Source organism: Microcoleus sp. PH2017_24_DOB_U_A (assembly GCF_020738205.1).
Taxonomy (GTDB): Bacteria; Cyanobacteriota; Cyanobacteriia; order Cyanobacteriales; family Microcoleaceae; genus Microcoleus.
This window is the reverse complement of record NZ_JAEQCT010000144.1, coordinates 1-12787: the sequence shown is the minus strand read 5'-3', so window position 1 is coordinate 12787 and position 12787 is coordinate 1. Positions and strand designations below refer to the sequence as shown.

The following is a 12787-nucleotide window of genomic DNA, read 5'->3' as shown; positions in this document are numbered from 1 at the left end:
ATTGGGTCGTGGTAAGGTCAAAATGCAGGTAATTGGTGCGCTTATGAGGAAGTTGGTGCATTTGGCTTTTGGGATTTTAAAGTCCCAAAAGCCTTTCGACCCCAATTATTTACTTGCTACCCCTTGACAGATCAAGACAGTATCTACAGCATTGTTGCGAATGGTGCAAGATGTCAGGTTAAACAGACATAATTTCGGTAGGGGCGGGTTCGCCGAGATATTTCCCACTAGGAAACAATCTCAATAAACCCGCCCTCACTCACCCCACCAACTATTATTGTTTGAAATATACCGATGAATGCTAAGCTAAATAAGTATCCATTTTTCTCGCGCAAGTGAGGGGGTGGAGAAGGGACAAGCACTTCCGAGTGCAGCGTGGAGGTTCGTGGAACGACAATGCGGTCAATTGCCGTGCTGCCAACCGCAACTACAACTCTGCGGGCAACTCGAACAGGAACAGGGGTTTTCGTGTAGCGGTAGCTTTGGCTGTCCCTTCCTCCCTGTCTTCCCTGTGAGCACTCTTCACGGTCAGAACTGGCAGATGGGAATTTGTCGGGCGTGCAAGAAGAGTCCAGACTTGTTCCTGTGATGGGGGTGACTTCATCCGAAAATAAAACCAAATCGGGTAGCTTGGTAGGGATTCCGAAGAGTTGCCCGATTTATTAGATAAAACTATAAATGAATTACCAAACTTGTAACGTGTGTCAGGCTAATGATCTGCGAAATAGTTAAGATTTTGCCATAGTATAATACCCTAGTTCATAGGCTAGCACATTGGAATTTATTGGCTGTATAAGAAGAGTTCAGGAATAATTTTCCAACCGATAATGGAGAAGGCGAGATAATGCCAGAAATCAGCCGTTTTTTAGGTATCATCATCACCATGTACTACAAAGACCACCCGCCTCCACATTTTCACGTCCGCTACAATCAACAAAAAGCTATCATTGATATCGCAACTCTTTCGATTTTAGAAGGTAAACTTTCCCCCCGCATCTTAGGTCTAGTTATAGAATGGGCGGCTATTCATCAGACAGAACTAATGCAAAACTGGCAACTAGCTAGAGTTCAATCTCCTTTAGAGCCTATCACACCGTTGGAGTAAAAAATGCTTAAAGATATTATCTCGGTTAAACCGTTAGAATTCTATCAACTACATCTCAAGTTTGAAGACTGTATGGAGGGAGTTGTTGATATCAGTGAACTGATCGAATTCACGGGAATATTTTCCCCCCTACAAGACCTGAGTTACTTTGTTCAAGTCAAAATAAATCCCGATTTGGGAACAGTTTATTGGGAAAATGGAGCAGATTTAGACCCAGATGTTCTCTATTCAATTATTACAAATCAGCCAATCGCTACCTATGAAAAAGAATCTGTTAGTCGATTTTAGATTTTCTCGATAAATAACAATTTTCCTGCCACAACCACGGCTGATTAAAATGATACCATGAATGAATTGCCAATTATTCAAAAAACCTATGATTTAATCAAATGGTATGTTCCAATTTTAAATCGACTGCCTCGCACTCACAAATTTACATTGGGCGATAGAATGATTGGGGGTCTCTATGACATTTTAGAAGGACTCATTGTAGCTCGTTACGCCCAAGAAAAGTTAGCACGATTGGAAATTTTAAACGGAAAAATAGATATTTTACGTCATCAAACCCGACTACTTCGAGAATTTGATTTGATGTCTATAGAGCGTTACGAATATGTGGTAAAATTAGTCAACGACATTGGCAGCGAGTTGGGTGGGTGGATTAAACAGCAAAAAAAGCGGTCATCTTCATGAGGACTTAGGCGCTAAGACCAAAGAAACCGGGTTTTTTGCCTAATCTGCGGACTACAGCGAATAATTTTCGTAAAAAACCGGGTTTCTGTCCAGTCGTGGGTAAGTCATTTCTATGAAAAGATATGAAACGATACGATAATCTGTGGTCTGAAATCATCAGTTTTGAAAACTTCTTAGTCGCATCACAAAAGGCGCAAAAAGGCAAGCGTTTTCGCCATAATGTTTTAGCTTTCAACTACAACTTAGAAGCTGAACTCCTGAAACTGCAAGCTGAATTAGTTAACAAAACCTACACTCCTGGCGGATATCGAACCTTTGAAATTGTCGAGCCCAAGCGACGGATGATTTCTGCTGCACCCTACCGAGACAGAGTTGTGCATCATGCCTTTTGCAATATTATTGTACCGCTGTTCGATCGCACTTTTATTGACGATTCCTACGCCAATCGAGTAGGTTTTGGCACTCACCGGGCTTTGCGTCGCTTCACAGAGTTTGCCCGTTCTAGCCGTTATGTTTTACAATGCGATATTAAGAAATATTTTCCTAGCATCGACCACGAGATTTTAAAAGCCTTGGTACGCCGGAAATTAAAATGTCCCGACACGCTTTGGCTGGTGGATCAAATCATCAACAATAGCAATGCACAGGAACCCGTTATCGAGTATTTTGGTGGAGACGATTTACTAACCCCGGTGAATCGGCGGCGGGGTTTACCGATTGGTAATTTAAGCAGCCAATTTTACGCTAATGTTTACTTAAATGGATTCGATCATTATATCAAAGAACAGCTAAAAGTTAAAAAATATGTCCGTTATGTAGATGATTTTGCCTTGTTCTCAGATGACCGAGAATTTTTAGCGGATGCAAGGCTTGGTGTTGAGGAATATTTAGTCAATTTGAGGTTAAAGATTCATCCGATTAAAAGCCAGTTGTTTGAGACAAAAGAAGGCGCAAATTTTCTGGGCTTCCGCATTTTACCTGACAGAATTCGAGTCAGGACAGAAAACTTGCGGCGAGGAAAGCGACGACTGCGACAAATGCAGGTAGAATATTATGAGGGCAAAATTGATTTGTTAAAAATCACCGAGTCGCTGCAAAGTTGGGCTGCACATTTGAAGTATGGCGACACTTGGGAACTGCGAAAAGAAATATTTGCTTCCCTGGTGTTTGTGAGGGGTGCGAATACGCTAAAATTTAGTCATTGAAGTACATTATAAGGCTGGTTTTGCCACTATAAACTGCTTTTATATAGATATGCTGGCTAAATCTACCTCTATAAGATATTATGGTTTTTTTCGGGCTGTTGTACTTAACTAAAAATCGATGAAAATTGTTTTTTTTGGCACTCCTGACTTTGCTGTTCCTACTTTATCCAGTTTGCTGAGTCATCCAGAATTTGAGGTTGTGGGTGTGGTGACTCAGCCGGATAAGCGCCGGGGAAGGGGGAATAAATTGATGCCTTCACCTGTAAAAGATGTGGCTTTAAATCACAGTCTCCCAGTTTTGCAGCCGCGCCGAATTAAGAAGGATGCGGAAACTATTGCTAAGTTGCGGGAAGCAGAGGCTGATGTGTTTGTGGTGGTGGCTTACGGCCAGATTCTTTCTCAAGAAATTCTGGATATTCCTAGTTTGGCTTGCGTTAATGTTCACGGTTCAATTTTGCCGAAGTATCGCGGGGCGGCGCCGATTCAGCGGTGTCTTTTTAATGGGGAAAAGGCTACTGGAATTACTACTATGCTGATGGATGCTGGTATGGATACTGGGGCGATGCTTTTGAAGGCTTTTGCGGGAATTACGCTGTTGGATAATGCTGATTCTTTGGGCGACAGGTTGGCGGAACTTGGGGCGGATTTATTGGTGGAAACTTTGATAAAATTGAGGGATGGGGAAGTTGAACCGGTTGTTCAGCATGATGATGAGGCGACTTATGCGCCGATGATTAAGGCGGCTGATTTTGTGCTGGATTGGTCGAAAAGTGCGATCGCGCTTCACAATCAAGTTAGGGGTTTTTTCCCGGATTGCACTACGACTTTTCGCGGTAATTCCCTGAAAGTAATCGCAACTGTGCCGGTGGGGCCGGAATATTGGCTGCAATTACCGCCGGAGTTGAGGGTTTTGGAACGGGAATGGCCTGTTTTGGATCAGTTGTCGGGCGCAAATGGGGAGGTTGTGAAGGTTGTGAAGGGCTTGGGGGCGATCGTCCAAACTGGCGATGGTTTGCTATTATTGCGGGAGGTGCAGTTGGCTGGTAAAAAAGTTCAGTCTGGCGTGGATTTTGCCAATGGTACTCGGTTGGCTGCGGGTGAGGTTTTTGGGAATGCTGATTCGTGAATTACAACAACAGATTACTTGATCTGGAGGCAAACTGTGTATATTTTATGTGATGGCAACTGGGACAGACCAGAAATAGAAATATCTGATTCACCACGAGGTATTATCGAACTGGGAGAACTTTGCGAAAGCATCAGTGAAGATTTGAAGCTTCCTGCGGAAAAAATAAACTCAGAGTTTTATCCTGAAAACCTGGAAGCTATTTCCATGAAGTTGTCTCAGATAAAAAATCCAGAAAGATTAGATTTAATCAAAATTTCCCTAAACAATAAAAATCTGGTCTTTGAAGGTTCTAAATCTGCTTTTCATAAGCTGGGTATGTCATTACTAAGCTATTTCCATGAAGATAGTCAAAAAGGTGAACATTTTCACCTAGACTATGTGGAAGACGATCCTCTATTAGCACCTACCAACTGCCACGTAATATTTTTATGTAGAGATCCGCATATAACGTGACAGACAATACCTAAAATTCGACTAAAACTTCTTCTTCAACTCCCAGTAAATCCCGCGCGGCATCTAGCATACTCTCAGTAATATCTTTCAAATCTTCGCGACTTGCTAAATAAGTTTTTAAAGCATCTAAAGGTTCTATACTATTATTAGCATTTAATTCCGGCAACCGCGGTCTTGCTAACTGACTAACTAATTCTGGTTGAATTGTGTAGCTGTGCGCTGCGCCGAGAAGTGCGTGCAATTCGGCGTTATCAATTAAGTCTAATTGTTCCGATCGCAATTGGTAGATTAATCTTACGACAGCATCTTGGATTTCCTTCTTCCCAATGGCTTTCACCAAGTCGGCTTGCGGACTCTCCGATTCAGATACGTTCACCTTAATCGTCTGAAACACCCGCACCGGCAAAGTGCAAAATTCCCACTCAGCTTTCCCGCGTTCCAAATTAATCAACACAAAGCCTTTGTCTTCTTTCTCTTCGCTAAAGTCAACTCGTTCGATGCTTCCGGGATAAATTACGGGCGGATTGTTGTTGGCGTTGAGATTTTGGTGTTTGTGGACGTGACCGAGGGCAACGTAGTCGAAACAAGGGCGTGTTAGCATGGCAACGGGTATGTTGAATCCTTTACCGACTGCTAAAAAACGCTCTGCACCCAGGCTTGCTTTATCTGCCATTAAGTGCGCTAATAGTACGGTGGGGATATTTGGATCGAGGCGGCGGATTTCGCCTTCCATGGCGATCGTCAGTTTTTCGGTTAATAATTGGTTAACATCGCTCACAGAAAGGCTTTCAGTCTCCGATCGCGTCATTAAGGTCGATCGCGTCAACCAAGGCAGCGTCACCACCTGTACAGGCCCGCTGCGGGTGTGTATGAGGTGAGTTTCCAGGCGATCGCCTACAATAAACTTAGGTATTCCCAAAGTCCGGTAAATTCCCAAACTCGCGCCGCCTTGTCCTTGCGAATGTTGGTCGTGATTTCCTACTAGCAAAACCGTCGGAATTTGCGCCTCTACCAAGCGGCTGAATTGGCTCGCAAAAGCCTCTTTAACAAACGGTGGCGGCGTTGAATCCGGGAAAGCATCCCCGCCGAATATGACTAAATCTACGGGTTCAGAAATTGCTCTATCCATACATTTACTTAGCGTCGCCGCGAAGTCTTCCAGGCGCGTATTTAACCCGGTTTCTGGATTGACGCGGCCGTGGGAAAAGCCGCTGCCCATATGAATGTCTGAAAGGTGTAAGATTTTAATCATTGTTTTTTAGTTTGTGAGTTGTAATTTACGTTTGTAGTGAGGACTTCAGTCCTTCTTTTATTTCTGAGAAAGGACTAAAGTCCTCACTACGAACCTGGTTTGTAGTGAGGACTTTAATCCTCTATTTACCAGGTATTTTATGTGTTTCTAGGCACTAATTCGACGCTCCGCCGGTGGGGATTGATGCGTTTCTCGATCGCAAATACTGCCTTTTCTTCCTCAAAGCCGATTTCGTGAAACTCTGCAAACAAATATTCTAACTCAATTTTGGCGATCGCAGTTTCCAGCCACTTATCAAAGGAATCGCATTCAATACTTCTGAAAGGTTCGCCTTTGCACTCGAAACTGATAATTTGTCCCGGAATCCCGCCGAAACAGCCCTGTGTATCCACAACCCGCAGCCACAAATTATCTACTTTCATAAACGGAATCCATGCTTTGTTCCAATATTCTCCGGGCTGCCATTCTTGAAAATTAACTTGACTCTGGGCGTCCCAAAATTTTTTCTCATTGGCAATTGATGCCAAAGATAAAATACTCCTGCCGTGTTCAAAAGGCAACAGCCACTGATTTTCTGAACTCTCGTAAGCCGAACCGTTATACCAGCGATAAAAATCATAAAATGTTTCGGGTAGCGATTGTTGGTAACGTTTTTTAAATAAGTCGATTTCTGTTTCGATGGCACCGGAATTTAACAAGTTAAGCGCCTCGGGACAGCAGCGTCTCAATGTTTGTGAGAAGGTACGAACCAAAGGATTTCGTGGCTGAAAAAATTCTTTCATCTTCGATCATATAATACCTGGAACTTTTTGATAAATTTGGGCGATCGGCGAAAATCTATACTTTTCAAAGTGAGGACTTAATTTAGGTTTGTAGTGAGGACTTCAGTCCTTCTTTGGATTCTGGAGAAGGACTAAAGTCCTCATTACGAACCTGGTTGTATCTTTCATCATATAATACCTGGGACTTTTTGATAAATTTGGGCGATCGGGCAGCGAAAATTTATACTTGTTAATTCTAACTCATCTCCTTGTCGGTAAATCTGAGAAACCCAATTTCCCTCACCATTGAGTCGAAAACATTCAACTTGGATTTCCGATTGAGTGATGAGTACGTATTCTTGCAAACTCGATGTAGTTTGGTAATCGGCAAATTTATCGCCCCTGTCAAAGGTTGCTGTTGACGGCGACAACACTTCTATAATTAAAGACGGATACAGGATAAAATCCTCAGTGGAATTTATCTCTCTTTCGTCGCAAGTTACCGCTATATCGGGGTAGTAATAGCAATTTGCCTCTTCCAATCGGACTTTTATATCTGATGTGAGAACTAAGCAGGGCGAATTCTGAAGATGCGTCCCTAGCAGCATGATTAAGTTGCTAGAAATAACGATATGGGGCTTTTTTGCACCAGTCATTGCATAAACGTGTCCGCGTCTGTATTCGTGTTTGATCGGACTTACTCGTTCGCCTTCTAGGTATTCTTCTGGTGAAATGTAGAAATTGTTTTTGCTGATTACCATTGATTTATCCCGGCTGATTTTGTGCGATAATATTTGTTGAAATGGGTGCATTTCACTTTTGAAGAGGGCGAAGCATGACCGCATATAAGTTATTAGTTATCATCCCATATTGATTGCGGTCATGCTTCGCCCCTACAAACATATTTGCTAAAACCAGATGCACCCGTTGAAATTCATAGATCCGGCTAGGACATGGCTGAATACCGGACGGCAAAATTATGTTATTTTCTTGAGTCTGCGGAGGCAGACATCGTTTGTATAGACGCGGTTTCAACCGCCGTGCTATTTTAACAAATTTCCAGGAATCGGGCGTGCCACAGTTTGCCGCTTTCCGTCAATCCTTGCGATCGCACTTTGATTTTGACTCCGCGAGGGTTCGCCTCGTACAGTCGGGCAATTTCTAGCATTTCCCCGCTGCTAAAGCCCGTTCCCACTGTTCCGATCGGTACTAACTTGCCATTGATTTCTTGTGCAACTTCGATCGCACTAAACGGCCGCCCCGCTACTTTTGTCCGAGTCAACCCGACAATAAATAAGTCATATTCCTGACAGTATTTAGTCCTCACCATCGGAGATTTTTTAACATCTTTGCCGCCGACATAGAAGCAGTTATGCAAAACCCAAACTTCACCTTCTCTGTTTTCAGCTTCCTGCTGCTGCGCCAGTAAAAGTTTTTCGCCTGCGGTGCGAGATGTCGGTACAATTTCAAATTCCGTAGATAAACTTGCCAAGATTTCGCCAACTGCAACTCCGGCGGCTATTCGTTCGGATTCCGCCAACCCAGTCAAGTCTTTACCGTGGGAAAACAAAGCTTTAAAAATGGCATAAACTGCCGTTGGCTGGGTTGTCGGAAAACCGCTTTCAATATTAACTGTAGCAGCTTGGGCGCCCGTGCGATGTTCGCTGCCCGTATAGCTTTTGTAATACAGTTCGCCGTCTAAGACAAAGATGCCAATTTTAGCTGCTGTGTCGATTAAAGCGCGATCGATCGCAATTGACGCTTGTTGTCGCAGGTTTGTCGATCGCGATTGGTAGTATACTTTATCTGGCGTCGCCACGACCACCACTCGATTGCCGTCGCGTTTTGGCTGTCCCCAATAGTCGGGATTTTCGATGTAATAAGAACGTTCGCTGGGCGCGTCAACCGGCTGCATCGTCACAATCCTTCCCGGCTGCAAGTGCGGAGGTAATTCGGGGACAATCGGATTATTGACAGTCTCAACTTTGGCCGCAACCTTTGATTTTGCAGCAGGAGCAGCATTGGTGGTAGACTTATTTGGAGTGTTTTTAGTCGGCTTTTCTCCCGTTTCCAATTCAAACGCTCTTTTCCAAAAGCCGATCGCCATTTCCGGGTATCCTTCCGACTCCGCACACAGTGCAAAACTAATAACTTTTCCCGTGCCAATGCCGCGCCCGTAATCAGCTAAATACTGCACCGCCCCCGCTTCACCCATTAAGTGCAATCCCCGCGTGACAATGCGATTGTTCCAGCGTTCTCGAATATCGGCGCTAATTTTTTTGGCTGATTTTCGCTTAGCTTCTGCGTATTCCATCCACTCCATACAGCCTCCTTTTTTGTTGGGCTACTTGTAATACTATACTGAAGCTTGATTCATTAGTCAAGGAAAACCCAAACCAGCATTTACCAGAAAGAATTGGTTGAAAGCCGGAACCCTTGTAGGGAGAAATTAAAATCAGACTATTCATATTGTTTCCGGTTGCATGGGAATGATTTAACCGCAGAGAACACAGAGGACACAGAGGGAGAGAATAGAGATCTGAATAATTCCGATGGTACCGGATTTGATATCATTTCTCCCCACAAGGGAGAGGTCGCTGTCAACTATCAACTATCAACTATCAACTGTCAACTATCAACTGTCAACTGTCAACTGTCAACTGATTATCCCCTTGCACCTGTGATCGTTTGAAAGAACTTAGGCGTATACCTTTGTAAAAAACTCCCCACCGCCAGCGTTATCAAAGTTGCCAGAATGATTGTCAATAAATAGTATACAATGACAGTTATCGAATTGGAAGGCTTTGACAACTTGTTAAAAACTTCCTTAAAAACTGTTACCGTCGGTTCGTGAATAGCATAAACAAAAAATGCCAAACCAGAAAAATTAAAACAGGCTTTTTCTAGCTTTCCCGACACCAAATCTGAAGCGCACCAAATCGCCGCCGTACCCATTACTCTCGTGCAGCATTCTAACTGGTGCTGGAAAGTTTTAATGTCGGCTGTTTGCGTAATTGTCAGCACAAGAGCCATGCCTAAGTATATACCGATAATCGCACTTTTTCGTCGGTCGAGCCAAGTTAGATCCAATTTTTGAACAGCAATCAGACATCCCAAATAAAAGAACAACGGCCCCAACCACTGGATGCTAAAACCAATTTGAAAATCCAGCAACCAAGGCGCGGCAAACAAAGCTATACCTAGATAAGGTATCTTTCTAGCGATCAGCAAAAATACCGGAGATAGAATCACCATCGCCATCAAATCCCGGACGTACCAGAAATGAAATGCGATCGGATAAAGGCTTTTATATCCAGTTAAACAATCTATAAAGTTGGCAAAACTGTAGTCTCCAATATATTTTTTGTAATGCCCTTGGATAATTCCACTCGTTGCCGGTACGTTGATCACAATTAACACCAGTGTCAATAAAGCCAAGTTCCAAAACAAATAGGGAACCAGGAGAGTCCAAAACCGAGATTGGAGCTTTTCCTTGTAAGAATTCAGCGATAAATTAAAATTCCTGAAAAACAGGAAGCCTGAAAGCATGAACAGAAAAGCCACGCAAGAACCGCCCCAAGTCCCCGCAATCAACGTCTGGAAAAATTTGTCAGCATATCCCACAGAATTGATGGACGAGTGAATAGTAACAATCCCAATGATGAGAGGCAGACGCAATAATTTAATTCGGCAAGATATTTCCGGCGTAATTTGCATTTTTTACAGAAAAAGTGTAGGGTTCGATCGGCTGGCATTTGCATTGAGATGGCAAATTGTAGTAATCGGTTCGCCACCAATGCTAAGATAGCCTCGATCGTGCGTTGAGGTCAATCATGCCGGGGCTTGCTTTTTGCGAAGTCTGGTTCGCCAACTTCCGTTAGCGAAGCCCTCGAAGAGGATCGCACTTTTCACACTTTCGAGAATTTAATATCAAGTCTAATTGTACTCTGATGATGCGATTGATTTTGTACAGCAAACCCGGATGCCACTTGTGCGAAGGGTTGCAAGAAAAACTCGAACAGATTGAAAGCCTCAAGTTTCAATTGGAAGTACGAGACATTACCGAACGTGATGACTGGTTTCAAGCTTACCAGTACGAAGTGCCAGTTTTGTTTAAAGTGGAGTCCCAACGCAAAAATTCTGGTGGCGACGCTGCATTTTCCCCAGAAGAACAATTACCTCGTCCTTCTCCCCGCTGTACAGTTCAACAATTGGAGCAAATGTTACAGAAATATTTGCAAATCGATCAATCAGAATAATATGATTTAACGCAAAAAATCAAGCCCTTTGGGTGCCGAGTCCGCACTCTTGGCCCGGAGAGTGCCGATTTTACACCGAAAAGGCTTGTAGATAGCGGATCGAACAATTTCTGGCGCAAGTCATATTCAAAACATCCAAGTGAGGAGTTTTTCAGATGAAATTGAGAGAATTATTAGCAACACTTCCCGGCATTTCCTTTGACACCCAACATCGAGCTCTCGATGCCGAAGTCAAGGGTTTATCTACTAATTCCCATGCTTGTCAGGCGGGGGATTTGTTTTTGGGAATGCCGGGGACGCGGGTAGATGGCGGAGATTTTTGGCAAAGCGCGATCGCCAGCGGTGCAATTGCGGCCATAATTTCCACTCAAGCCGCCGAGAAAACACCCCCCCAAGACGGGGATACCTGCGTGATTGTGGCAACCGACATGGCTCAAATTTGCGGTCAAATAGCCACCACATTTTACGGCAATCCTGCTAGCAAATTAAAACTTGTAGGCGTTACTGGGACTAACGGCAAAACTACAACAACTCATTTAATCGAATTTTTGCTCAATCAAATGCAGTTGCCGACAGCAATTTTCGGCACGCTTTACACTCGCTGGCCTGGTTTCCAACAAACTGCTCTTTACACTACACCTTTTGCGATCGACTTGCAAAAACAGCTAGCAGAAGCTGTCACCGCTGGATGCAAACACGGGGTGATGGAAGTCAGTTCCCATGCTTTAGCACAGCAGCGAGTCTTGGGCTGTACTTTTGAAGTTGCTGTGTTTACCAACTTGACTCAAGATCATCTCGATTATCACCGCGATATGGAGGATTATTTTGAGGCAAAATCGCTTTTGTTTAGTCAAAATTATCTCAAAAATCGCGCTGTAATTAATATTGACGACTCCTACGGACGGCGGATTGTTGAAAGCCTCAAATCCGAGCAAGTATGGAGTTACAGCACTACGGACAAAACTGCTGATTTGTATGCTTTTGATTTGCAGTATCAGCCCAATGGAGTTAAGGGAATGCTGCACACTCCCAAGGGCGAAACTGCTTTTGTTTTGCCTTTAGTCGGTCAGTTCAATTTATCCAATATGCTGGCTGCTGTCGGTGCGGTTTTAGAATTGGGTTTAGATTTGTCCGCAATTGTGGAGAAATTAGCTTTGTTTTCGGGAGTGCCGGGACGGATGGAACGGGTGCAAATTAGTTCCGATCAAGATATTAGTGTAATTGTCGATTACGCGCACACTCCAGATAGTTTGGAGAACTTGTTGAAGGCTTCGCGGCCGTTTATTCCCGGTCAAATGATTTGTGTGTTTGGTTGCGGTGGCGATCGCGATCGCACGAAACGCCCGATCATGGGTAAAATCGTGGCAGAGTTGGCCGATATAGCCGTTGTTACCTCCGACAATCCGCGCACCGAAAATCCCGATCGCATTTTGGAAGATGTGCTCGCAGGCATTCCCGCTGACGTAAAACCCGTCGTGATGTGCGATCGCGCCGCAGCCATTCGCACTGCTATTATGGACGCTAAACCCGGAGATGGCGTGCTGATTGCAGGCAAAGGACACGAAGATTATCAGATTTTGGGCACCGAAAAAGTCCATTTTGACGATCGAGAACAAGCACGAGATGCCTTGACAGTCCGAATGAACTGATTCGACTAACCCAATTACACTTAGTGTTAATAGTTAACCCAATTTGGTTAACTATTAATGGCTTATAGCAATTTTTTATGAGGTTGCATAGAATCCGATCACCCTAGCCGAGGGCGGGCCCGCACCATCCACCGCCCCTACTAAGGGGGGGACAAGATTCCGATCAAAGTCCCCCTTCGATCCTATGCTTTATAAACATCTTTCTTAACAAGAAATTTGACAAAAGTAACTACTTGTGTAGGAGCCATTGGGGATCTCGCTTCTGATTGAATGGCAATTAT

General features: G+C 43.9%; 14 protein-coding genes and 1 pseudogene. 9 read left to right on the top strand and 6 right to left on the bottom strand.

Annotated elements, in window-relative coordinates:
- Positions 1–127 (top strand): annotated as a pseudogene (locus JGK07_RS30470) (IS110 family transposase); the annotation flags it as partial.
- A gap of 100 nt (positions 128–227) precedes the next feature.
- Here the strand turns inward: JGK07_RS30470 and JGK07_RS30465 are convergent.
- Complete coding sequence (locus JGK07_RS30465) at positions 228–620, bottom strand: hypothetical protein (RefSeq protein WP_293186688.1); 393 nt, start codon at positions 618–620, stop codon at positions 228–230.
- A 224-nt stretch (positions 621–844) separates the two neighbouring features.
- On the opposite strand from JGK07_RS30465, the gene JGK07_RS30460 reads away from it, so the two are divergent.
- The 6 genes from JGK07_RS30460 (at position 845) to JGK07_RS30435 (ending at position 4585) form a co-directional block, all read left to right on the top strand.
- Entirely contained in the window at positions 845–1105 is a 261-nt protein-coding gene (locus JGK07_RS30460; protein ID WP_293186687.1) for a DUF4160 domain-containing protein, read from the top strand.
- A gap of 3 nt (positions 1106–1108) precedes the next feature.
- A complete protein-coding gene (locus tag JGK07_RS30455) occupies positions 1109–1393 on the top strand; it encodes a DUF2442 domain-containing protein (protein ID WP_293186686.1) in 285 nt (94 codons plus the stop codon).
- Between the two features lie 57 nt (positions 1394–1450).
- Complete coding sequence (gene avd, locus JGK07_RS30450; RefSeq protein ID WP_293186685.1) at positions 1451–1798, top strand: diversity-generating retroelement protein Avd; 348 nt, start codon at positions 1451–1453, stop codon at positions 1796–1798.
- Positions 1799–1920: 122 nt separating this feature from the next.
- The gene (locus JGK07_RS30445; protein WP_293186684.1) at positions 1921–3003 is read left to right on the top strand and encodes an RNA-directed DNA polymerase; all 1083 of its coding nucleotides are present in this window, start codon (positions 1921–1923) and stop codon (positions 3001–3003) included.
- Between the two features lie 118 nt (positions 3004–3121).
- Positions 3122–4129 (top strand): methionyl-tRNA formyltransferase, encoded by a 1008-nt coding sequence (gene fmt, locus JGK07_RS30440; RefSeq protein ID WP_293186683.1) that lies wholly within the window; start codon positions 3122–3124, stop codon positions 4127–4129.
- A 36-nt stretch (positions 4130–4165) separates the two neighbouring features.
- Positions 4166–4585: a hypothetical protein gene (locus tag JGK07_RS30435; protein WP_293186682.1), complete on the top strand. Its 420-nt coding sequence runs from the start codon at positions 4166–4168 to the stop codon at positions 4583–4585.
- Positions 4586–4595: 10 nt separating this feature from the next.
- On the opposite strand, the gene JGK07_RS30430 is transcribed toward JGK07_RS30435, so the two are convergent.
- The 5 genes from JGK07_RS30430 to JGK07_RS30410 all read right to left on the bottom strand — a co-directional run bounded on the left by JGK07_RS30430 (position 4596) and on the right by JGK07_RS30410 (position 10315).
- On the bottom strand, positions 4596–5837 hold the full coding sequence (locus tag JGK07_RS30430; protein WP_293186681.1) for an exonuclease SbcCD subunit D: 1242 nt from the start codon (positions 5835–5837) through the stop codon (positions 4596–4598).
- A gap of 137 nt (positions 5838–5974) precedes the next feature.
- Positions 5975–6619 carry an SMI1/KNR4 family protein gene (locus JGK07_RS30425; protein WP_293226496.1) on the bottom strand — a complete coding sequence of 215 codons (645 nt, stop codon included), beginning with the start codon at positions 6617–6619 and terminating at the stop codon, positions 5975–5977.
- Between the two features lie 167 nt (positions 6620–6786).
- Complete coding sequence (locus JGK07_RS30420; RefSeq protein ID WP_293226494.1) at positions 6787–7359, bottom strand: Uma2 family endonuclease; 573 nt, start codon at positions 7357–7359, stop codon at positions 6787–6789.
- 287 nt (positions 7360–7646) lie between these two features.
- Positions 7647–8921, bottom strand: a complete 1275-nt coding sequence (locus tag JGK07_RS30415; RefSeq protein ID WP_293208117.1) for an ATP-dependent DNA ligase — start codon at positions 8919–8921, stop codon at positions 7647–7649.
- Between the two features lie 341 nt (positions 8922–9262).
- Positions 9263–10315 (bottom strand): acyltransferase, encoded by a 1053-nt coding sequence (locus tag JGK07_RS30410; protein WP_293218837.1) that lies wholly within the window; start codon positions 10313–10315, stop codon positions 9263–9265.
- A gap of 236 nt (positions 10316–10551) precedes the next feature.
- On the opposite strand from JGK07_RS30410, the gene JGK07_RS30405 reads away from it, so the two are divergent.
- Both JGK07_RS30405 and JGK07_RS30400 read left to right on the top strand, forming a co-directional pair.
- Positions 10552–10857, top strand: a complete 306-nt coding sequence (locus JGK07_RS30405) for a glutaredoxin family protein (RefSeq protein WP_293186689.1) — start codon at positions 10552–10554, stop codon at positions 10855–10857.
- 155 nt (positions 10858–11012) lie between these two features.
- A complete protein-coding gene (locus JGK07_RS30400; RefSeq protein WP_293186676.1) occupies positions 11013–12506 on the top strand; it encodes a UDP-N-acetylmuramoyl-L-alanyl-D-glutamate--2,6-diaminopimelate ligase in 1494 nt (497 codons plus the stop codon).
- The last annotated feature ends 281 nt before the right edge of the window (positions 12507–12787 follow it).